The organism is Pseudomonas syringae group sp. 243L2, from assembly GCF_032587875.1.
In the GTDB taxonomy this organism is placed as follows: Bacteria; Pseudomonadota; Gammaproteobacteria; order Pseudomonadales; family Pseudomonadaceae; genus Aquipseudomonas; species Aquipseudomonas amygdali.
This window is the reverse complement of sequence record NZ_JAWHPL010000022.1, coordinates 14,868-37,146: the sequence shown is the minus strand read 5'-3', so window position 1 is coordinate 37,146 and position 22,279 is coordinate 14,868. Positions and strand designations below refer to the sequence as shown.

The 22,279-nt window shown below is 57.5% G+C and carries 18 protein-coding genes; 15 read left to right on the top strand and 3 right to left on the bottom strand.

Annotated features, from left to right (window positions below; translation table 11 throughout):
* Positions 1 to 376 precede the first annotated feature (376 nt).
* The 7 genes from RYB66_RS17750 (at position 377) to RYB66_RS17720 (ending at position 7,227) form a co-directional block, all read left to right on the top strand.
* Complete coding sequence (locus RYB66_RS17750; RefSeq protein WP_005781600.1) at positions 377 to 1,723, top strand: OprD family outer membrane porin; 1,347 nt, start codon at positions 377 to 379, stop codon at positions 1,721 to 1,723.
* A 169-nt stretch (positions 1,724 to 1,892) separates the two neighbouring features.
* Entirely contained in the window at positions 1,893 to 2,531 is a 639-nt protein-coding gene (locus tag RYB66_RS17745) for a peroxiredoxin (protein ID WP_316895032.1), read from the top strand.
* A gap of 673 nt (positions 2,532 to 3,204) precedes the next feature.
* Positions 3,205 to 4,170: a sulfonate ABC transporter substrate-binding protein gene (locus RYB66_RS17740; RefSeq protein WP_002555773.1), complete on the top strand. Its 966-nt coding sequence runs from the start codon at positions 3,205 to 3,207 to the stop codon at positions 4,168 to 4,170.
* 28 nt (positions 4,171 to 4,198) lie between these two features.
* Positions 4,199 to 4,996 (top strand): aliphatic sulfonate ABC transporter permease SsuC, encoded by a 798-nt coding sequence (ssuC, locus tag RYB66_RS17735; protein ID WP_004655051.1) that lies wholly within the window; start codon positions 4,199 to 4,201, stop codon positions 4,994 to 4,996.
* Positions 4,993 to 5,805 (top strand): aliphatic sulfonates ABC transporter ATP-binding protein, encoded by an 813-nt coding sequence (gene ssuB / locus RYB66_RS17730; RefSeq protein WP_010195713.1) that lies wholly within the window; start codon positions 4,993 to 4,995, stop codon positions 5,803 to 5,805. The genes ssuC and ssuB overlap by 4 nt, the downstream gene beginning before the upstream one ends.
* A gap of 26 nt (positions 5,806 to 5,831) precedes the next feature.
* On the top strand, positions 5,832 to 6,047 hold the full coding sequence (locus RYB66_RS17725) for a molybdopterin-binding protein (RefSeq protein WP_002555770.1): 216 nt from the start codon (positions 5,832 to 5,834) through the stop codon (positions 6,045 to 6,047).
* 133 nt (positions 6,048 to 6,180) lie between these two features.
* Positions 6,181 to 7,227 carry an RHS repeat-associated core domain-containing protein gene (locus RYB66_RS17720; protein WP_316895030.1) on the top strand — a complete coding sequence of 349 codons (1,047 nt, stop codon included), beginning with the start codon at positions 6,181 to 6,183 and terminating at the stop codon, positions 7,225 to 7,227.
* Between the two features lie 6 nt (positions 7,228 to 7,233).
* Here the strand turns inward: RYB66_RS17720 and RYB66_RS17715 are convergent, their stop codons facing one another.
* Together RYB66_RS17715 and RYB66_RS17710 are read right to left on the bottom strand one after the other, a co-directional pair.
* The gene (locus RYB66_RS17715) at positions 7,234 to 7,866 is read right to left on the bottom strand and encodes a TetR/AcrR family transcriptional regulator (protein WP_004655040.1); all 633 of its coding nucleotides are present in this window, start codon (positions 7,864 to 7,866) and stop codon (positions 7,234 to 7,236) included.
* A gap of 219 nt (positions 7,867 to 8,085) precedes the next feature.
* On the bottom strand, positions 8,086 to 9,462 hold the full coding sequence (locus tag RYB66_RS17710) for a glutamine synthetase family protein (protein WP_005781591.1): 1,377 nt from the start codon (positions 9,460 to 9,462) through the stop codon (positions 8,086 to 8,088).
* A gap of 593 nt (positions 9,463 to 10,055) precedes the next feature.
* On the opposite strand from RYB66_RS17710, the gene RYB66_RS17705 reads away from it, so the two are divergent.
* The 7 genes from RYB66_RS17705 to RYB66_RS17675 all read left to right on the top strand — a co-directional run bounded on the left by RYB66_RS17705 (position 10,056) and on the right by RYB66_RS17675 (position 18,346).
* Positions 10,056 to 11,414, top strand: coding sequence for a glutamine synthetase family protein (locus RYB66_RS17705; protein WP_002555767.1), 1,359 nt, complete (start codon positions 10,056 to 10,058; stop codon positions 11,412 to 11,414).
* A 69-nt stretch (positions 11,415 to 11,483) separates the two neighbouring features.
* The gene (locus RYB66_RS17700; RefSeq protein WP_010195719.1) at positions 11,484 to 12,851 is read left to right on the top strand and encodes an aspartate aminotransferase family protein; all 1,368 of its coding nucleotides are present in this window, start codon (positions 11,484 to 11,486) and stop codon (positions 12,849 to 12,851) included.
* 139 nt (positions 12,852 to 12,990) lie between these two features.
* Positions 12,991 to 14,088, top strand: a complete 1,098-nt coding sequence (locus RYB66_RS17695) for a polyamine ABC transporter substrate-binding protein (protein WP_004663257.1) — start codon at positions 12,991 to 12,993, stop codon at positions 14,086 to 14,088.
* A gap of 171 nt (positions 14,089 to 14,259) precedes the next feature.
* Entirely contained in the window at positions 14,260 to 15,354 is a 1,095-nt protein-coding gene (locus tag RYB66_RS17690; protein ID WP_316895026.1) for a polyamine ABC transporter substrate-binding protein, read from the top strand.
* Positions 15,355 to 15,408: 54 nt separating this feature from the next.
* Entirely contained in the window at positions 15,409 to 16,551 is a 1,143-nt protein-coding gene (gene potA / locus RYB66_RS17685; protein WP_005758600.1) for a polyamine ABC transporter ATP-binding protein, read from the top strand.
* Positions 16,548 to 17,468: an ABC transporter permease subunit gene (locus RYB66_RS17680; protein ID WP_003372160.1), complete on the top strand. Its 921-nt coding sequence runs from the start codon at positions 16,548 to 16,550 to the stop codon at positions 17,466 to 17,468. Before potA ends, RYB66_RS17680 begins: the two co-directional genes overlap by 4 nt.
* The gene (locus RYB66_RS17675; RefSeq protein ID WP_004655028.1) at positions 17,465 to 18,346 is read left to right on the top strand and encodes an ABC transporter permease subunit; all 882 of its coding nucleotides are present in this window, start codon (positions 17,465 to 17,467) and stop codon (positions 18,344 to 18,346) included. Before RYB66_RS17680 ends, RYB66_RS17675 begins: the two co-directional genes overlap by 4 nt.
* Before the next feature lie 320 nt (positions 18,347 to 18,666).
* Here RYB66_RS17675 and RYB66_RS17670 read toward each other — a convergent pair whose 3' ends face one another.
* Complete coding sequence (locus RYB66_RS17670) at positions 18,667 to 21,054, bottom strand: penicillin acylase family protein (RefSeq protein WP_316895023.1); 2,388 nt, start codon at positions 21,052 to 21,054, stop codon at positions 18,667 to 18,669.
* Between the two features lie 278 nt (positions 21,055 to 21,332).
* On the opposite strand from RYB66_RS17670, the gene RYB66_RS17665 reads away from it, so the two are divergent.
* Positions 21,333 to 22,274, top strand: coding sequence for an alpha/beta hydrolase (locus RYB66_RS17665; protein WP_016982735.1), 942 nt, complete (start codon positions 21,333 to 21,335; stop codon positions 22,272 to 22,274).
* Positions 22,275 to 22,279 lie beyond the last annotated feature (5 nt).

Sequence of the window (22,279 nt, the reverse complement as noted above, 5' to 3'; positions counted from 1 at the left end):
GCGCTTTGCCGTTGGGGACTATGACCGGTTGGTCGCGATTTGGCCGGTCACTGATACAAAACCAAAAGATCTGACGAATGGTACCGAAATAAATTTTGGGAATTACCCGATTAGGTCGATACACTCCGTGACGTCCTGGCTGACACGAGTTGTGACATATGCCTGATTGTTCTTAGAACCTGCAAAACGGTTTCTTTTGAGCATGATGAATTTTCACTAACGTACGGCCACCGACATGCGCGGTCTAGTCAAAAGTCGGGGTGTACAGAATCCATTGATCTCCAGATCGGGACTGTCACCTTTCGCAATATCTCTGGGTCAGGGCAATGCCCGGCACCGGAGACATAAAAAATTAGATTCACGAGGAGCGTAGTTAATGAAGAAGTCCACCCTGGCCTTGGCCGTAACCGTCGCGGCATTGGCTCAGCAGGCCGGTGCAGCTGGTTTCCTTGAAGACAGCAAAGCGTCCGTCAGTTCTCGTACCCTGTATTTCAACAACGACCTGCGTGAAGGCGTTCGTGCATCTGACCAGCGTGAAACCGCTACCGGTCTGAAATTCGACTACCTCTCTGGCTTTACCCAAGGCACCGTTGGTTTTGGTCTTGATGCACAAGCTGTAATGGGTCTGCACCTGGGTGGCGGCATTCAGCACCACACTGTCAACACGGCCAACACTGTTGTTCCGACTGATACTGATGGTTCTTCGGTCAGCGACTGGTCCCGTGTCGGCGCCAACGCCAAGATGCGCTTCTCCAAAACTGAATTGAAGGTCGGTAACGCTCTGGCACCGAACCTGCCAATTCTGGTTAGCAACGATGGTCGCCTGTTGCCTCAAGCTTTTGAGGGCGGCATCCTGACTTCGAAGGATCTGGACAGCGTTACCTTCACCGCTGGTCAATTGAACAAGTCCATCGGCCGTGCTTCGAGCAACTGGACTGACCTGTCCGTTGCCGGTGCTACTCAGGGCTCCGACCAGTTCCGTTTCGCTGGTGCTGACTGGAAAGTCACCAAAGACCTGACCCTGCAGTACTACTACGCCAACCTGGAAGACTTCTACAAGCAGCACTTCCTGGGTCTGGTTCATGTTTACCCGATCAGCGACAACCAGTCCTTCAAGACTGACCTGCGTTATTTCAACAGCAGCGCTGACGGCAAAAACAGCCAGGCCGCAGCAGGCTATCGTTTCAACAACAACGGTGGTTACGCCTCTCACACCGGTGAAGTCGACAACCAGACCTGGTCTGCAATGTTCACTTACTCCCTGGGTGGTCACGCGCTCATGGTCGGTCACCAGCAAGTGGGTGACAGCGGCGGCATGGTCTACCTTGGTCAAGGTAACGTAGTGGATGGTCGCGGTCGTCCTGAAGGTAACGGCGGTTCAAGCTTCTACCTGTTCACCGATTCGATGATCAACGGCTTCAACCGTGCTGGTGAAAACACCACATTCGGTCAGTACTCGTATGACTTTGCCAAGGTCGGTGTTCCTGGTCTGAAGGCTGCGATTGCTTACTTGAGCGGTGATGACATCCGTGACGTAAACCGCAATCTGGGTACTCACTCCGAGTGGGAACGTGATATGCGCGTTGACTACGTGATTCAAAGCGGCGTGTTGAAAGGCTTCGGTACTACTGTACGTCACGGCACCTTCCGCGGTGACGTCGCTACTACTGCTGACACCGATCAAACCCGTATCCTCTTCAACTACACCTACAACTTCTTGTAAGTGTACTGAAGCCTGAAGAAACCCCGCCCGGTGCGGGGTTTCTTTTGCCCGTTTTTTGATATTCCTGGCAGGTCTATCAAGCGCATTATTTATTCTTTTTAACTTTTCTCAACAGGGCGCACAGTAACGTCATACCAAGGCCTACCCGATACAGACAAGGAGCAACACCATGACACTGCGACTTGGCGACATCGCCCCTGACTTCGAGCAGGAATCCAGCGAAGGTCGTATCCGTTTCCATGAATGGCTCGGCAACAGCTGGGGTGTGTTGTTTTCTCATCCGGCAGACTTCACACCTGTCTGCACCACTGAGCTGGGCTTCACCGCCAAATTGAAAGACGAGTTTGCCAAGCGCGGTGTAAAAGCCATTGCGCTGTCCGTTGACCCGGTTGATTCGCACATCAGGTGGATCGACGACATCAACACCACGCAAAACACCCAGGTTAACTTCCCGATTCTGGCCGATGCCGACCGCAAGGTCTCCGACCTGTATGACCTTATTCATCCCAATGCCAACGACACACTGACTGTGCGCTCGCTGTTCGTGATCGACCCGAACAAGAAAGTGCGCCTGACGATTACGTATCCGGCGAGTACCGGGCGTAATTTCCACGAGATTCTGCGCGTTATCGACTCGCTGCAATTGACCGAAAACTACAAGGTTGCCACGCCCGCCAACTGGGTGGACGGCGATGATGTAGTGATTGTGCCGTCGATCAAAGACGAAGCCGAGATCAAAGAACGCTTTCCCAAGGGCTACAAGGCCGTCACGCCTTATCTGCGCCTGACACCTCAGCCAAACCGCTAATTTTCGATCTACCAAGCGTGGGGTTATTTGGGCCGATTCATCGGCCCTTTTTTATTCCTCCCTCATAGCCGCCGACTGCGTCGCTTGATCAAGCGCGGACGCAGAGCGTCCAGAACGGCATACGACGCGGAGCGTCGCACGATAGTCGAGATCATCGTTCCTCACGCTCCAGCGTGGGAATGCCTGTGGTGACGCTCCGCGTCACAGATCTTCGCCCCGCCGCCTGTTCAAGATCGGACGCGGAGCGTCGCACGATAGTCGAGATCATCGTTCCTCACGTTCCAGCGTACGAATGCCGCGAGTAACGCTCCGCGTCACAGATCTTCGCCCCGCCGCCTGTTCAAGATCGGACGCAGAGCGTCGCACGATAGTTGAGATCATCGTTCCTCACGCTCCAGCGTGGGAATGCCTGTGGTGACGCTCCGCGTCATGGATATGCGCCACGCCGCATACTCACGATCAGACGCAGAGGGTCCAGAACGGCATGCCGCCGCAGTACGCCGCACGATAGCTGAAAAATAGTACTGCCCTTTATATTCATTTATGGAATAACTAAATGAATAAATAAGATTTATAGATATAAAAAAGTGCTGTTAATGTCGTCCCTATTCCCGCCTTGTTCGTCTGTGACTGGCTGAGCAGGCACTACCCAACACCCGCTAAAGGAGCGCATATGCGCACTGTCATTTTGCGTCGAGGCCTTGTCGCTCTGTTTGCTGCTGCGGTCGCGCTTGGCGCGGTCACCCAGGCCCAGGCGGAAGATCTGCGCATCGGTTATCAGAAATACGGCACGCTGGTGCTGCTCAAGGCCAAGGGTTCGCTGGAGAAGCGCCTGGCCGAGCAGGGCGTAAAGGTTCAGTGGACAGAATTTCCGGGCGGCCCGCAGTTGCTTGAAGGTCTGAACGTGGGCTCGATTGATTTCGGCGTGACCGGTGAAACGCCGCCGGTTTTCGCTCAGGCAGCAGGCGCGGATCTGCTGTACGTGGCTTACGAGCCGCCAGCGCCGACCAGCGAAGCCATCCTGGTGCCCAAAGACTCGCCTATTACTTCGGTTAAAGACCTGAAAGGCAAGAAAGTCGTCCTCAATAAAGGCTCGAACGTCCATTACCTGCTGGTCAAGGCACTGGAAGATGCCGGCCTGAAATACACCGATATCCAGACCGTCTTCCTGCCTCCGGCCGATGCGCGTGCCGCTTTCGAGCGCGGCAGCGTAGACGCCTGGGTCATTTGGGACCCGTATCAGGCTGCCGCAGAGAAGCAATTGCAGGCGCGGACCTTGAAAGACGGCACCGGCATTGTCGACAACCACCAGTTCTATCTGGCGACCAAGCCTTACGCGCAAAAGAATCCGAAGGTGATTCAAGCCTTGATCGAAGAAGTTCGTGCGGTGGGCGAATGGTCCAAGGCTCACCCTGACGAAGTGACCAAACAGGTTGCGCCGTTGCTGGGGCTGCCCGCCGACATCACCCTGACCTCGGTAAAACGCCAGGGCTACGGTGCGCTGTTCATTACTCCGCCGGTTGTAGCGGCGCAGCAGAAAATTGCTGACACCTTCTACCAGCTCAAACTGATTCCGAAGCCGCTCAGCATTGCTGATGTGGTCTGGACACCTCCTGCTGCTGTTGCTCAAGCACAGTGATCGTCAGGCCCTTCGAGGAGACAACTCCATGAGCCTCAGTGCTTCGCAACGCATCATTCACCGACTGGCGCCCTGGGCACTTCCAGTCCTGTTGTTGGCCGTCTGGCAGCTGTCTGTCAGCGCCGGATGGTTATCCACACGCATTCTGCCCGCACCCAGCGCAGTCATTGAGGCGGGTATCAATCTGGTCGCGAGTGGCGAAATCTGGACCCACCTGGCTATCAGCGGCTGGCGTGCCGGGATCGGTTTCGCCATCGGCGGCGGCATCGGTCTGGCTCTGGGCTTTATCACCGGCCTGAGCAAATGGGGCGAGCGCCTGCTGGACAGCTCGGTGCAGATGATCCGTAACGTGCCGCACCTGGCGCTTATTCCGCTGGTCATCCTGTGGTTCGGCATCGACGAGACAGCGAAGATATTTCTGGTCGCGCTGGGCACGCTGTTCCCTATTTATCTGAATACCTACCACGGCATCCGCAACATCGATCCGGCGCTGGTAGAAATGTCCCGCAGCTATGGCCTGTCAGGTTTCAGCCTGTTCCGGCATGTGATCCTGCCAGGTGCCATGCCTTCGATTCTGGTCGGTGTGCGCTTTGCGCTGGGCTTCATGTGGCTGACGCTGATCGTGGCGGAAACCATTTCTGCCAGCTCCGGCATCGGTTACCTGGCGATGAATGCGCGGGAATTCCTGCAAACCGACATCGTGGTACTGGCCATTGTGTTGTACGCAGTCCTCGGCAAACTGGCTGATCTTGCGGCGCGAGGCCTTGAACGTGTGTGCCTGCGCTGGCACCCGGCCTATCAAGTGAGCAAAGGCGGTGCCGCATGACCAGTCTGAAACAGCAACCTCCACATTTGCTGCGCGGTATTCCGCTGGCAGTACGCAACCTGAAAAAAGCGTTCGGCACTCGCGAAGTGCTCAAGGACATCGACCTGCATATTCCGGCCGGTCAGTTCGTCGCCATCGTCGGCCGTAGTGGCTGCGGTAAAAGTACCTTGCTGCGCCTGCTTGCCGGTCTCGACAAGCCAACCGAGGGTCAATTGCTTGCAGGTTCTGCACCACTGGACGACGCTCGCGAAGATACGCGTTTGATGTTCCAGGAGGCGCGGTTGCTGCCCTGGAAGAAGATCATCGACAACGTCGGCCTTGGCCTGAGCGGCGACTGGCGTGCGCAAGCACTCGAAGCGCTCGAGGCCGTCGGCCTTGCCGAACGCGCCAACGAGTGGCCAGCGGCATTGTCCGGTGGCCAGAAGCAGCGTGTTGCTCTGGCGCGTGCGCTGATTCACAAGCCGCGCCTGCTGTTACTCGACGAGCCGTTGGGCGCGCTGGACGCTTTGACCCGCATCGAAATGCAGCAACTGATTGAAAAACTGTGGGGCCAATACGGCTTCACGGTACTGCTGGTTACTCACGATGTCAGCGAGGCAGTCGCCATCGCCGACCGCGTGATCCTGATCGAAGAAGGCCAGATCGGCTTAGACCTGTTGGTCGACCTGCCACGTCCGCGTGTTCGTGGTTCGCATCGCCTTGCAGCATTGGAGGCCGAAGTGCTCAACCGTGTGCTGGCCCTGCCGGGTTCGCCACCTGACCCGGAACCGTTTTCGCCACTGCCTACGCAATTGCGCTGGGCAAATTAACCCTGATCCCCAAAGGAAGACATGCCATGACTATTAAAGCCATCAACGTTCGCAACCAGTTCAAAGGCACCATCAAGGAAATCGTCCACGGCGACGTACTGTCGGAAATCGACGTACAGACCGCTTCCGGCGTTGTGACCTCGGTTATCACCACCCGCTCGGTAAAAGAGCTGGAACTGGTCGTCGGCAGCGAAGTGATTGCCTTCGTGAAGTCGACAGAAGTCTCCATCGCCAAGCTATAAACAATGAATAAAAAACGCCCCGGACGGTCCTGACCCTCCGGGGTTTTTTGCTGTTTACCTAGCAATTATGTGAGGTAGGCGAAGTATCAGTTTTGCTGGATGCTGATAGCTGGTTCTATTTGAAGCATCAGCCATGACCTCTTCAGCCCAAGCAGTTTTATGCCGCTATCGCTACGACCCGCTGGACCGTCTGGCTTCCAGTTCGCCGGTGAGGCAGGAAGATATCCAGCGCTTCTATCGGAAGAACGTTCTGGCGACCGAGATTCAGGGGGCGTTGCGGAGCACGGTCTTTCAGCATGAAGACCGGCTATTGGCTCAACAGCGGCACGTTGATGATCTAGTGGACACGACGCTGCTGGCGACCGATCAGCAACGTTCAGTTTTGCAACTTGTGGATAACACCGGGGTTGAGTCTATGGCGTATAGCGTCTACGGACATCATCCGGCTGAAAGCGGACTAACCAGTTTGCTGGGCTTCAATGGCGAGCGACGAGATCCGGCGACCGGGCATTATCTGCTGGGGAATGGGTATCGGGCTTATAACCCGGTGTTGATGCGGTTTAACAGCCCGGACAGTCTGAGCCCGTTTGGCGAGGGAGGGTTGAATGCTTATGGTTATGTGGGTGGGGATCCGGTTGGGTTTGGGGATCCGTCGGGGCATATAAGTGCTGGGTTGCTTGATAAGTTATTACGCGCCGGAACAATTATACTGGCGCCTAAAAAAATACCGTTATCACAGTTGCCTGGCATGGTTGATGAATTGCCATATTCCTCTGCTACTGTTTCGTCAACTCCCTCGCTTCCCATTGCTTCATCAACAGGTGTGGGCTTGGCAAGTAAGAGTTCAATTTCCAGCTCGTCTGTTGATCCGAGTGCAGGCGGGACTTTAAAATCCATGATCAGAAATTATAAAGAAAAACGTGAAACTTTTAATCGTTTTTATAAATCTGGTGCAGCTGACCAGCGCAAAGCAGACGTACTCAAGTTGGCAGAAAGCACCTTCCGAGAAGAGTTAGACGTTACAGTGAAAGCGCTCGAAGTGATGGAGGCGTCGAAAGGAACCAGTGCTTTTGATCCTGAGAGGTACAATGTTCTGAACGCCAGGTTTATCGAGCGAGAAAGAAAATATAGAAAACGTTTTACGCCTTATCATGAAGGTGTGAAGAAGATCCGTGAATAGTGAGCTTTAAATAACTCGCTTCACCAAAAACATCGGCAAATACAACCCCAAATAAGCATCAAACACCCGCATCCCTTCCTCAGCCATGCGCGGTGTGATCTCGTCATGCAACTGCACTGACCGTGCATACACCCGATCCCCCAGTTCCATCGCCAGCGCAAATACGTCCACGTCATCCGGCAGCGCAGGCAGCTGGAAGTGGCGGTCAAAGACCTCAAGCATCAAATGCCCCAGCTCTATGTCGTGCTGGCGGTCTGCCTGGTTGATTTCGGTCAGGCCGTGCTGGGCAAGGATCAATTGGCGGGCGGCGGCGTCGGCGTTGTAGATGGCCAGCATGCGCAGTTCGACGATACGCGATAGGTCGCGCCAAGTGGTGAGCTGGTCGTGATCGATAGGCGCTTGCAGTGAGGCGCGGAAAGCCGCGTGAATATCAGCGGTCAGCGCTTCAAGCAGCGCCGGAACGCTGGCGAAGAAGTGATACACCGATGAGGGTGGAATACCTGCGCGTTCAGCCACGCTGTAGATCGACAGGCTGGCCACCCCTTGCTCGGCGAGCAGCGTGCGCGCGGCGTCGAGAATCGAATCGATCCTGGCCTGGCTGCGTGCTTGAGGTTTGCGGGGCGTGGCGGCGCGTGTCATGGGCGTGGCTCGTGGTTGGGCTGACGGCATTGTAAGGGATTCTGACTGGATGAATCTCTGTCGTCGCCAAACGATTATCGCTCCCACGCTCCGCGTGTTAGCGCAGTTCTGGACGCTCCGCGTTCTCTCCTGATTATGCGGCGCGAGAGGTGCTCCGGGCGCAAACAAAAACGCCGCAAAGCTCAAGGCTTTGCGGCGTTTTATGTTGCTCAGCCTCAATCAGACGGTGTGCAGGTACCAGTTGTACTCGAGGTCGGAGATGGAGTGTTCGAACTCTTCCAGCTCGCTCTCTTTACAGGCGACAAAAATGTCGATGTATTTTGGGTCGATGTACTTGGCCATCACCGAGTTGTCGTCCAGCTCGCGCAGTGCGTCGCGCAGGTTGTTCGGCAGGCTTTGTTCGTGTTGCTCGTACGAGTTGCCTTCTACCGGGGCGCCAGGCTCGACCTTGTTAACCAGGCCGTGGTGCACGCCCGCCAGGACCGAAGCCATGACCAGATACGGGTTGGCATCGGCACCGGCAACGCGGTGTTCGATACGCACGGCATCGGCGGTGCCGGTCGGTACGCGAACGGCGACCGTACGGTTGTCCAGACCCCAGGTCGGCGAGTTGGGCACATAGAACTGCGCACCGAACCGGCGATACGAGTTGACGTTCGGGCACAGGAAAGCCATTTGTGCCGGCAGGGTCTCGAGCACACCGCCGATTGCATGACGCAATGCGGCGTTCTGCTCGGGATCCTCGCTGGTGAAGATATTCTTGCCATCGCGATCCAGGATCGAGATGTGAACGTGCAGACCATTACCCGCCTGACCCGGATAGGGCTTGGCCATGAAGGTCGTGTCCATCTCGTGATCGTAGGCGATGTTCTTGATCAGGCGCTTGAGCAGCACGGCGTAATCGCACGCCTTGATCGCGTCGGCGACGTGATGCAGGTTGACTTCGAACTGTGCCGGGGCGCTTTCCTTGACGATTGCGTCGGCAGGAATGCCTTGCTCCTTCGCACCTTCAAGGATGTCCTGAAGGCAGTCGACGTACTCGTCCAGGTCATCGATCAGGTAGACCTGTGTCGAATGCGGGCGTTTGCCGGAGATCGGCGAGCGGGGCGGTTGCGGGCGACCGTTCACGTTCTCCTGATCGATCAGGTAGAACTCCAGCTCGAACGCGGCGCAGATGGTCAGGCCCATTTCGTCGAACTTTGCGACGACCTGGCGCAATACTTCACGCGGGTCGGCGAAAAACGGGTCGCCTTCGAGTTCGTGCATGGTCATCAGCAATTGCGCAGTAGGGCGCTTTTGCCATGGCTCGTTGCACAGGGTGTCGGGGATGGGATAACAGATTCGGTCAGCATCACCGATATCCAGGCCCAGGCCGGTGCTTTCCACCGTGGAGCCATTGATATCCAGAGCAAATAAAGAGGCCGGCAGGTTGATGCCTTTCTCGTAAACCTTATGGAGGCTGGTGCGTTCGATGCGTTTGCCACGCACCACACCATTCATATCTGCAATCAGAAGGTCAACGTACAGAACCTCAGGATGTTCCTTAAGGAACGCGTTCGCTTCGTTAAGCTGAACGGCACGCGGGGGTACCGACATGATGCAACACCTTTGTTGTTAAAAATATCAATCATCAATGATTGCGGATCTCAGTCAATCCGAAAGCCATGATGAAGTCAATAGAGCCTTTTTTGCCCTAAAACTGCGCCATATGGCCTTTTTTGCCGCTATTTAGGGCGTTTTATTCCGTTTCTGACCGTCGTTAAATACGAGCTAGAGCGGCCTGTCTTCTATTTTTAACGGGTTGTTGTATAAAAAAATGAACGAGGCTAAGCTCGATCGCAACCCAGTAGAGCAACAATAGCGGGGGTCCAATGCTTCACCTTTCCCTGGTCGACACGCGACTATCAAGTCCGTACAGCGCTCATCATGCCTGTGATATCGGTGCTCGTGGTGGGTTGCCACACCTTGCGACATCCCTGAACGGCTATCGAAGCCAGTCTGCTCTACTCTCAATGCTGGACATTACCACTATAACGGCTTCGTCAGTGTGACCGCGGCCGTCTGGAAATCCGGCCCCGCAGCTGTCACCTTACCCCTAATCGGCGTCTGCCGAAACGAGTTGTACAACATGACGCCGATGCGTCTGGAACGCCTGATCACGATCAGGACAATAAAACCCTGAGGTATTTATGAGTACCAACCTCGACCAGCTCACCGATTGGTTGAAAGAACACAAGATTACCGAAGTCGAATGCATGATGTCCGACCTTACCGGCATCACCCGCGGCAAGATCTCGCCGACCAACAAGTTCATCGCCGAGAAAGGCATGCGTCTGCCTGAAAGCGTGCTGTTGCAGACGGTGACCGGCGACTACGTAGAAGACGATATCTACTACGAGCTGCTGGACCCGGCAGACATCGACATGATCTGCCGTCCCGACCAGAACGCGGTGTACCTGGTGCCCTGGGCGGTCGAGCCCACTGCGCAGGTGATTCACGACACCTACGACAAGCAGGGCAACCCCATCGAGCTGTCGCCGCGCAACGTGTTGAAGAAGGTCCTCAAGCTTTACGCCGATCAGGGCTGGCAGCCAATCGTGGCGCCGGAGATGGAGTTCTACCTGACCAAGCGTAGCGACGACCCGGACTATCCGCTACAGCCACCGATCGGGCGCTCCGGGCGACCGGAAACCGGCCGTCAGTCGTTCTCGATCGAAGCGGCCAACGAATTCGATCCGCTGTTCGAAGACGTCTATGACTGGTGCGAACTGCAGAACCTGGACCTGGACACGCTGATCCACGAAGACGGTACGGCGCAGATGGAAATCAACTTCCGTCACGGTGATGCCCTTTCGCTGGCTGATCAGATTCTGGTGTTCAAGCGCACCATGCGCGAAGCCGCGCTCAAGCACGACGTCGCGGCGACCTTCATGGCCAAGCCGATGACCGGCGAGCCAGGCAGTGCCATGCACTTGCACCAGAGCATCATCGACATCGAGACCGGCAAGAACATCTTCTCCAATGAAGACGGGACCATGAGCGAGCTGTTTCTGAACCACGTTGGTGGTCTGCAGAAGTTCATCCCCGAGCTATTGCCGCTGTTCGCCCCCAACGTCAACTCGTTCCGCCGCTTTCTGCCCGACACCTCGGCACCGGTGAACGTCGAGTGGGGCGAAGAGAACCGTACCGTCGGCCTGCGCGTGCCGGACGCAGTGCCGCAGAACCGTCGCGTGGAAAACCGTCTGCCAGGTGCCGATGCCAACCCCTATCTGGCCATCGCCGCCAGTCTGCTGTGCGGCTTCATCGGCATGGTCGAAGGCATCAACCCGAGCGCACCGGTGGTCGGGAGGGGTTACGAGCGGCGTAATCTGCGTCTGCCGTTGACCATCGAAGACGCGCTGGAGCGCATGGAAAACAGCAAGACCATCGAGAAGTACCTGGGCAAGAAATTCATCATCGGTTACGTCGCGGTCAAGCGCGCCGAGCATGAAAACTTCAAGCGCGTGATCAGCTCGTGGGAGCGGGAATTCCTGCTCTTCGCCGTCTGATCCCGCAGAGCGCCGCAGCAGCAGGTATGCGGCGCTCTGATAACTGACCCTAATTAAAGGAAGTGCTGCATGAGTGCCCACAATAATCCGCAAACCCTCGAATGGCAGGCCTTGAGCAGCGAACATCACCTGGCACCGTTCAGCGACTACAAACAATTGAAAGAGAAAGGCCCGCGCATTATTACCCGTGCCGAGGGCGTTTATTTGTGGGACAGCGAGGGCAACAAGATCCTCGATGGCATGTCCGGCCTGTGGTGCGTAGCCATTGGTTACGGCAGGGAAGAACTGGCCGACGCTGCCAGCAAACAAATGCGTGAGCTGCCTTATTACAACCTGTTTTTCCAGACCGCCCACCCGCCGGTGCTGGAACTGGCTAAAGCCATTTCCGAAATCGCTCCGCAGGGCATGAATCATGTGTTCTTCACCGGTTCAGGTTCTGAAGGCAATGACACGATGCTACGCATGGTTCGTCATTACTGGGCTCTAAAAGGCCAGCCAGACAAGAAAACCATCATCAGCCGCGTCAATGGCTACCACGGCTCCACCGTCGCCGGTGCCAGCCTGGGCGGCATGACCTACATGCACGAGCAGGGCGACCTGCCGATTCCGGGTATTGTCCACATTCCGCAGCCCTACTGGTTCGGCGAAGGCGGTGACATGACGCCGGACGAGTTCGGTGTGTGGGCTGCCGAGCAACTGGAAAAGAAAATTATCGAGCTGGGCGTCGAGAATGTCGGCGCATTCATTGCCGAACCGATTCAGGGCGCAGGCGGTGTGATCGTGCCGCCTGATTCCTACTGGCCGAAGATCAAGGAGATCCTTTCCCGCTACGACATCCTTTTCGCCGCCGATGAGGTGATTTGTGGCTTCGGCCGCACCAGTGAGTGGTTCGGTAGCGATTTTTATGGCCTCAAACCCGACATGATGACCATCGCCAAAGGCCTGACCTCCGGGTACGTGCCGATGGGCGGCCTGATCGTGCGTGATGAAATCGTTGCGGTGCTCAACGAGGGCGGTGATTTCAATCATGGCTTTACCTACTCCGGGCATCCGGTGGCGGCAGCCGTTGCGCTGGAGAACATACGTATCCTGCGCGAAGAAAAGATCGTCGAACGGGTCAAGTCGGAAACGGCACCGTATTTGCAAAAGCGTTTGCGTGAGTTGAGCGATCATCCGCTGGTGGGCGAGGTCCGTGGCGTCGGGCTGCTGGGGGCCATCGAACTGGTGAAGGACAAGGTCACTCGCGAGCGCTACACCGACAAGGGCGCCGGGATGATCTGTCGAACCTTCTGCTTCGATAATGGCCTGATCATGCGGGCCGTGGGCGACACGATGATCATTGCGCCGCCACTGGTGATCAGTTTTGCGGAAATCGACGAACTGGTGGAAAAGGCTCGCAAATGCCTGGATCTGACGCTGGCGGTATTGCAGGGCTGAATCCGCAAAAAAGGTCGATTCAAGCGCAATGTGCGTTGTTTAACGGGTGTCGGCTTGAAAGCCTGCCCTGGAAGTTGCCAGACTAATGGCTACAAGCCGCTAACTGACGGTCAGTGATAAAAATACATTGGAGCTACGCATGAAAAAATTTGGCAAGACCCTTCTCGCGCTGTCCCTGATGGGCGTTGTGGCCGCCGCTGCGCAGGCCGATGATAAAGTGCTGCACGTCTATAACTGGTCCGATTACATCGCGCCGGACACCGTTGCCAAGTTCGAGAAAGAATCGGGCATCAAGGTGGTCTACGACGTTTTCGACAGCAACGAGACGCTGGAAGCCAAATTGCTCGCCGGCAAGTCCGGCTATGACATCGTTGTGCCGTCCAACAACTTCCTGGCCAAGCAGATCAAGGCGGGCGTCTACCAGGAACTGGACAAATCCAAACTGCCGAACTGGAAAAACCTGAACGAATCGTTGCTCAAAGCCGTGTCGGTCAGCGACCCGGACAACAAGCACGCATTCCCGTACATGTGGGGTTCGATCGGTATCGGCATCAACCCGGACAAGGTCAAGGCTGCGCTGGGCGCCGATGCGCCGGTCAATTCCTGGGATCTGCTGTTCAAGCCCGAGAACGCTGCCAAGCTGAAATCATGCGGCATCAGCTTCCTCGACTCGCCGACCGAAATGCTGCCGATTGCCCTGCATTACCTGGGCTACCCGACCGACTCTCAGGACAAGAAGCAGCTCGCCGAAGCTGAAGCGCTGTTCATGAAGATTCGTCCGTCGATTGGCTATTTCCACTCGTCCAAGTACATCTCGGACCTGGCCAACGGCAATATCTGCGTCGCAGTCGGCTACTCGGGTGACATCTATCAGGCCAAATCCCGCGCTGCCGAAGCCGGTGGCAAGGTAAAAGTTGCTTACAACATTCCCAAAGAAGGTGCCGGTAGCTTCTACGACATGGTCGCCATTCCCAAGGATGCCGAAAACGTTGAAGGTGCCTACAAGTTCATGACCTTCCTGATGAAGCCCGAAATCATGGCTGAAATCACCAACGCAGTGCGCTTCCCGAATGGTAACGCGGCAGCGACGGCACTGGTCGACAAGGAAATCACCAGTGATCCTGGCGTTTATCCGCCTGCCGACGTACAGGCCAAACTGTATGCAATCGCGGACTTGCCTGCTGCCACGCAGCGGATCATGACCCGCAGCTGGACCAAGATAAAGTCAGGTAAATAAGCCTGTCATCAAACCTGTGGATGCTGCGTAGCCTTGGCTGCGCAGCCTCCAACAGACAGGAATATTGCCTAAACCTTTGCTGGTTGGACGCATAGACGGTAAGTTGCGCGCCGGTTTGGTTTTCCGGACGCCCTCCGGCGCTCAGGCCCCTCTGTTAAAAGGACTCATTCTTTGTCTATTTCTATTTTTTCCAAAGCCTTGCTGGCGGCTGCCGGGCTGACACTGTCGATCAGTGCTCAGGCTGAATCCACCGTGCATATTTATAACTGGTCCGATTACATCGGCAAGACCACCCTGGCGGACTTCGAAGCCGCGACCGGTATCAAGCCGATGTACGACGTGTTCGACTCCAACGAAACCCTTGAAGCCAAGCTGTTGGCCGGACGCACCGGCTATGACGTGGTGGTGCCGTCCAATCACTTCCTCGGCAAGCAGATCAAGGCTGGCGCGTTCCAGAAACTCGACAAGTCGCTGCTGCCCAATTACAAGAACCTCGACCCGGCGCTGCTCAAGCGCCTGGAGAAGAACGATCCAGGTAACCAGTACGCCGTGCCGTACCTGTGGGGTACCAACGGCATCGGTTACAACGTCGAGAAGGTCAAGGCAGTGCTGGGTGTCGACAAGATCGACTCTTGGGCGGTGCTGTTTGAGCCGGAAAACATCAAGAAGCTGTCCAGCTGTGGCGTAGCGTTTCTTGATTCCGCTGATGAAATGTTGCCGGCGGTGCTCAACTACATGGGGCTGGACCCCAACAGCACCAAGGAAGCGGACTACAAGAAGGCCGAAGCCAAACTCATGGCGATTCGTCCTTACGTAACCTATTTCCACTCGTCCAAATACATCACTGATCTGGCCAATGGCGACATCTGTGTTGCAGCCGGTTTTTCGGGCGATGTGTTCCAGGCCAAGGCGCGCGCAGAAGAGGCAGGCAAAGGCGTGAAGCTCGCTTACAGCATCCCGAAGGAGGGCGGCAACCTGTGGTTCGATATGCTGGCCATTCCGGCAGACTCGAAAAACATCAAGGTCGCCAGCGCCTTCATCAATTACATGCTTGACCCCAAGGTGATCGCCCAGGTCAGCGATGAAGTCGGCTACGCCAACCCCAATCCCGCCTCCGGCGAGTTCATGGACCAGAAAATCCGCACCGATGCAGCGGTTTACCCGCCTCAGGAAGTGCTGGACCGCCTGTTCGTGAACAGCGAGTTGCCCCCCAAGGTGCAACGTCTGATGACCCGCAGCTGGACCAAGGTCAAGTCGGGCAAATAAAAATCCAGCACCCGGCCGTATTGGCCGGTTGCCTATCTGTTGGGAGTTTCACCCATGGCAGTTGCCTCCGGCGCCTACAAGAAAGCCCTCGAAGGCGGTCAGCAACCCAAAGAGGTGCTGGTCAGGATTGATCGGGTCACGAAGAAGTTCGACGAGACGATTGCGGTGGACGACGTGTCGCTGCAAATCAACAAGGGTGAGATCTTCGCCCTGCTTGGCGGCTCCGGCTCCGGAAAGTCCACACTGCTGCGCATGCTGGCCGGTTTCGAGCGCCCGACCGAGGGCCGTATCTACCTAGATGGTGTCGACATTACCGACATGCCGCCGTATGAACGTCCGATCAACATGATGTTCCAGTCCTACGCGCTGTTCCCGCACATGACCGTGGCGGACAACATCGCCTTTGGCCTGAAACAGGACAAGCTGGCCAAGCCGGAAATCGAAGCCCGCGTGGCGGAGATGCTCAAGCTGGTGCAGATGACCCAGTACGCCAAGCGCAAGCCGCACCAGCTCTCGGGCGGCCAGCGTCAACGTGTGGCCCTGGCCCGCTCGCTGGCCAAAAAGCCCAAGCTGCTGTTGCTTGATGAGCCAATGGGTGCGCTGGACAAGAAACTGCGTTCGCAGATGCAGCTGGAACTGGTGGAGATCATTGAGCGCGTCGGCGTGACCTGCGTAATGGTGACTCACGATCAGGAAGAGGCCATGACCATGGCCGAGCGCATCGCAATCATGCACCTGGGCTGGATCGCGCAGATCGGCAGCCCGATCGATATCTACGAAACCCCGACCAGCCGTCTGGTCTGCGAATTCATCGGCAGCGTCAACCTGTTCGAAGGTGACGTGATCGAAGACATGGAAGCCCACGCGCTGATCCGCAGTCCCGAGCTGGAGCGCAATATCTATGTCGGCCACGGCGTCAGTACGTCGGTGGAAGACAAGCACATCACCTACGCCCTGCGCCCTGAGAAGCTGCTGATCACTACCGAGCAGCCAGGCTTCGAATACAACTGGTCACGCGGCAAGGTCCACGACATCGCCTATCTGGGCGGTCATTCGGTGTTCTACGTCGAGCTGCCGGGCGGCAAACTGGTGCAGTCGTTCGTCGCCAACGCCGAGCGTCAGGGCGCACGGCCTACCTGGGGCGATGAAGTCTATGTGTGGTGGGAAGACGACAGCGGCGTGGTGCTGCGCTCATGAAAATCCGCAAGATCAAGCGCGCGTTCGAGCGCATAAAGCCCAACGGGCGGCAGATGGTCATCGGCGTGCCGTTCCTCTGGCTGTTCCTGTTCTTTGCCCTGCCGTTTCTGATCGTGCTCAAGATCAGCTTCGCCGAAGCCGACGTCGCGATCCCGCCATACACCGAGATCTTCAGCTACGCCGACGAAAAGCTGCAGATGGTCCTCAACTTCGCCAACTACACCTTGCTCAGTGGCGATGACCTGTATGTTTCGGCCTATCTGGGCTCGCTGAAGATGGCCTTCATCAGCACCTTGCTGTGCCTGCTGATCGGCTATCCGATGGCCTATGCCATCGCCAGCGCGCGCAAGGACCTGCAAACCGTGCTGTTGCTGCTGATCATGATGCCGACCTGGACGGCGATCCTGATCCGCGTCTACGCCTGGATGGGCATTCTCAGCAACAACGGGCTGCTCAATGCATTCCTGATGTGGCTCGGGCTGATCGACGCGCCGTTGCAGATCCTCAACACTAACCTGGCGGTGTACATCGGCGTGGTCTATTCCTACCTGCCGTTCATGATTTTGCCGCTGTACGCCAACCTCGTGAAGCACGACACCAGCCTGCTGGAAGCCGCGTCCGATCTGGGTTCGAGCACCTTCAACAGTTTCTGGAAAATCACCGTACCGCTGTCCAAGAACGGTGTGATCGCCGGCTGCATGCTGGTATTCATCCCGGTGGTCGGCGAATTCGTGATTCCGGAACTGCTGGGTGGCCCGGAAACCCTGATGATCGGCCGCGTGCTGTGGCAGGAATTCTTCAACAACCGTGACTGGCCGGTGGCTTCGGCGCTGGCAGTCATCATGCTGCTGGTGCTGATCGTGCCTATCATCCTGTTCAACCGCAGTCAGGCCAAAGAACTGGAGGGCAAGGCATGAACCGCTTTCGATTCTCGAACCTGATGCTGGTTCTGGGTTTGCTGTTCATCTATGCGCCGATGGTGATTCTGGTCATCTACTCGTTCAACGCCTCGCAACTGGTGACGGTCTGGGGCGGCTGGTCGGTGAAATGGTACGTCGGCCTGCTGGACAACTCGCAACTGATGGGCTCGGTGATGCGCTCGCTGGAGATCGCCTGCTACACCGCCGTTGCTGCGGTGGCGCTGGGGACGATGGCTGCGTTTGTGCTGACCCGCATCAGTCGCTTCAAGGGTCGGACGTTCTTTGGCGGGCTGGTAACTGCGCCGCTGGTAATGCCCGAAGTGATCACCGGCCTCTCGCTGTTGCTGCTGTTCGTGGCCATGGCGCAATTGATCGGTTGGCCGCAGGAGCGCGGCATCATGACCATCTGGATCGCGCACACGACGTTCTGCGCGGCCTACGTGGCAGTGGTGGTATCGGCGCGGCTGCGTGAGCTGGACCTGTCGATTGAAGAAGCGGCGATGGATCTGGGCGCGCGTCCGTGGAAGGTGTTCTTGCTGATCACCATCCCGATGATCGCGCCGTCGCTGGCAGCCGGCGGCATGATGTCGTTTGCACTGTCGCTGGACGACCTGGTGCTCGCCAGCTTCGTTTCCGGGCCGGGTTCGACGACTCTGCCGATGGAAGTGTTCTCCGCCGTGAGACTGGGCGTTAAACCTGAAATCAACGCAGTGGCGAGCCTGATTCTGCTGGCCGTTTCATTGGCGACCTTCCTGGTCTGGTTCTTCACCCGCCGCGCGGAAAACAGCCGCAAGCGTGCCATCCAGCAAGCCATCGAGGAAAGCGCAGCAGACGCCTGGAAACAACCGGACCCAAGGCGTGCGCCTGCGGCGTGAAGACCTGATCGTGCCCGGAGGGCGTGGGAGCGAGCTTGCTCGCGAACTGCCGGTTACCGGCAGCAACTAGCTATCTCGGTTTATCGCTCCCACGCTCCGGCGTGGGAGCGCAGCTCTGGACGCTCTGCGTCCGATCTTGATAGCGCGGTGCTACGCAGACTTGTGACGCGGAGCGTCACGAAAGGCATGCCAACGCGGAGCATTGGCACGATAGTCAAACCCGGTTGTGCCTGATGTACCGTGCGTGAAGGTTTCACTGTCGGCTCCCGACAGTTCGCGAGCAAGCTCGCTCCCACGAGAAGCCACATTTCAGGGGGCGGCTATTCCCCCGGCACTAACCGTAAAACCCCTTCCGTATGCTCTGCCACGTCTTTCTCGCTGAAGCGCTGTGGCACGTACTCGCCACTCACAAACGCCTTGGCCTGATCCGAATAATGCTTGTCGAACGGCACGCCGCTCTGGCCTACCGGGTTGATACCCAGGCTATGCGCCGGGTCGGCGAAGTCGATAAGGCGGCGGGTCGAAGGGCCGTAGCCGACGGGCCACGGGGCAGGGCGGATGCTGGATGACAGGTTGTTCGGCACTTCGTGGGTGCCCGGCGCTGCATACGGGCCAACGTTGAAGATCATGTCCAGCGGCTTTTGCGACCCCATCGGGTGACCCTGAGTAAGGGTGTGTGCCTTGCCCCACACCCATTCATCCGGGTTGGTGCCGTACAGCGACCGCAAGTGCGACACGCTGGCTCGCCAGGCTACCTTGACGGTATTGGCGCGGCTTTCTTCATGGGGTGAATTGCGATTGTTCCACCACGGCGAATCGGCATCGGCGGCCAGACGCGGCAGGGCGGCGTCCAATACGCGGGTCGACAGCAGCGTTTCGAACATCGTATCGCCCAGTTCGTCGTGGAATGTTTCTTCCGTCAGGTCGAACAGGAACTGGTTGAACAGTGTGGCACCCACCGAATCAACGGGGTAATCGCCTTTCCAGCTGGCCAGCCGCTCCACGAGGGCGATTTCGTCCGGGTCGCTGACAACGCTGCGCAGTACCGGAATCAGCGGTTTGAGAATGCTCGGTGCGTAATCGGTCTGCGTGCCCAGTTGCAGCGCCTTGCTGGCGGCCAGGTCCCACTTGATGGTGGAGTCGCTCAGTTGCCGGTTCAGCTCCTGACCGCGCTCGGCCGGGTTGTAGTAACCCGGAATCTGCATGCCGGTCGGCGACAGCGGCTGGAAGTTGGCGGACACGATGTAGCCGCGCGCCGGGTTTTCTTCGTGCGGGTTGGCGCTGAATGGGTAAAAGCCCGATTTGTCCGCCTGCGCGGTGCTGCCATCGAGGATGAAGCTCGGGTTGACGCCTTGCGGACGAATCGGCAGTTGCGCCGCAGCCCACCAACCGATATCACCTTTGGCATTGGCCCAGACAATGTTGAGGCCCGGCGACTGGATCTTCTCGGCGGCGCTGCGCATTTTATCCAACGTGTCGGCGCGGTTGGCTTCGTAGAAACCATCCAGCACCGGGTTGGCGGACACCAGAAATGACCACCACATCGCGATTGGCGTCTGGCCGGCGTTCTTGCCCATCACATTGTTGACGATCGGTCCGTGCGGCGATTCGAGCAGCGTCAGTGTGACCGGGGCCTGGCCCTTGACGGTGATTTGCTGCTCGGTGCGTTTCATGTCCACCCATTGCCCGTGGTACCAGACCTGATTCGGGTTGTCCGGGTTGGTCTTCTCGGCGATCAGGTCCACGTCATCGTTCTGGAACATGGTCAGGCTCCAGCCGAAATCCATGTTGTGGCCCAGAAACGCGAACGGATTGAGCCCCGGAAAGTGTCCGTACAGCTCAAAACCCGGCGCAGAAAGCTGTGCTTCGTACCACACCGAAGGCACGGAAAAGCGGATGTGCGGGTCGCCCGCGAGGATCGGTTTGCCGCTTTGCGTACGGCTGCCGGAAATCACCCAGGCGTTGCTGCCCTCGAACTGCGGCAGACCTGCGCCTTCCAGCGCTTTGTGGCTCAGCTGGGCCAACTGCGCCAGGCCTTTCCAGTCGGCGCTGGCCAATGCCGGTTTAGAACCGAGCATGCCGTCCGGATGCCAGTCCAGATCAAACACTTTCAAATACTGCGGGCCCAGTTGATCGCGCACATACGTCAGCAATGGTTCGGTTCTGAATGCTGCCGCAAAGCTGTACGCCAGATAGCCACCGATGCTCACGGTGTCTTCGGTAGTGAAGCGCCGCTTGGGAATACCCAGCGCGTCGAACTCCATCGGTCGTGCGTGGGTGTCCTGATACTGATTGACGCCGTCGATGTAGGCTTCCAGCGCTTTCCAGGTCGGGGTGTTCTTGTCCTGGCGTGCGACATACGCGTCGGCATGCTCGCGAATACGCAATGTGCGAAACAGTTTGTCGGTCTCGACCAGGTTCGGCCCGAGTATCTCCGCCAGTTCGCCACGCGCCAGACGCCGCAGCATTTCCATCTGGAACAGCCGGTCCTGAGCATGGGCATAACCCAGCGCTCGGTACAGATCTGCTTCGTTCTCTGCCCGGATGTGCGGCACGCCACGCTCGTCGTAACGCAGCGTGACAGGTGCCTGAAGATGGCTCATGGCAATCTCGCCATCACGGACCGGTTGTTTGCTATTGACGTACCAGCCCGCGCCGCCTGCAAGGATGGCGATGATGATGGCTAGAATGACGAGGCTGCGTTTCATCCGGGTTTCTCTGTGAATGGCGTGATGCATGGGCGAAGGCTATGGTTGTGCAATATGGCAGCAGCCTGACAGGCCGCCCTGCATAACACAGCGCGAAAGCCTACCGCGATCGAGTACGCAGTAAACATTAAGATAGCGTTCGCTACCGTGCAGTCTGATGGCGATGTGCCTAAGCATGTGAAGCGTGTGATTGCAGCCGAGCAGCTTGCCATGCCGGAGCATACAGAAGAATATCGTTACACAATTTTACTTACCGTTTCCCGGAATCTGGAAGCCACATGTCCGCCACGTTTGACCCCGATAAACTGCGCGCCAGCCTGCTGCCGCTGAATATCATCGACCCGCTTTCCATGGACGGACTGGCCTATCAACGCTTCTACGGCCTGGCCGGGCTGGGCGGCGAAAAAATCATACGCAGCTGGCTGGGGCGTCTCGATGTCGCGGGCTACGAGGTTGTCGGGCAGGTGTGGATGCCTGACAGTCCGGTCGCCACGCTGTTTCTGTTTCACGGTTTTTACGACCACATGGGGCTATACCGGCATGTGATCGAATGGGCGCTGGAGCAGGGGTTCGCCGTGATCGCCTGCGACTTGCCGGGCCATGGCCTGTCCAGCGGCAGTCGGGCCTGTATCAATGACTTCGCCGAGTATCAACTGGTGTTGCAACGTCTGCTGTCTGAAGCCGAAGGCCTTGGGCTGCCACATCCCTGGCACCTGTGCGGACAAAGCATGGGTGGTGCCATCGTGACGGATCACCTGCTTCATCAGGGGGCAGACTCGCCGGCGCAGGGGGAGGTGATCCTGCTGGCGCCGCTGGTCCGGCCGCGCGCTTGGGGCTGGTCGCGTCTGAGTTATCACCTGCTCAAACCGTTCGTAAACGGCATTGCCCGGCGTTTCACCGAAAACTCCAATGCGCCTGCGTTCCTGCCTTTTCTCCTGGCGGACCCTTTGCAGCCGCGTCGCCTGCCCACTGCCTGGGTCGGCGCGTTGTCGCAATGGATTGTGCGTATTGAGCGCGCGCCGCGCAGCCTGCGCAGCCCGTTGATCATTCAAGGTGACGCAGATATGACGGTCGACTGGTCTCACAACCTCACGGTTCTGAAAGGCAAGTTCAGCCAGCCGCAGATCCTGATGCTGGGGCACGCCCGGCATCATCTGGCCAATGAATCGCCGGAGTTACGGGCAAGGTACTTTGATTTTCTGGAAGGGCGTTTGCGCTAAGCCGT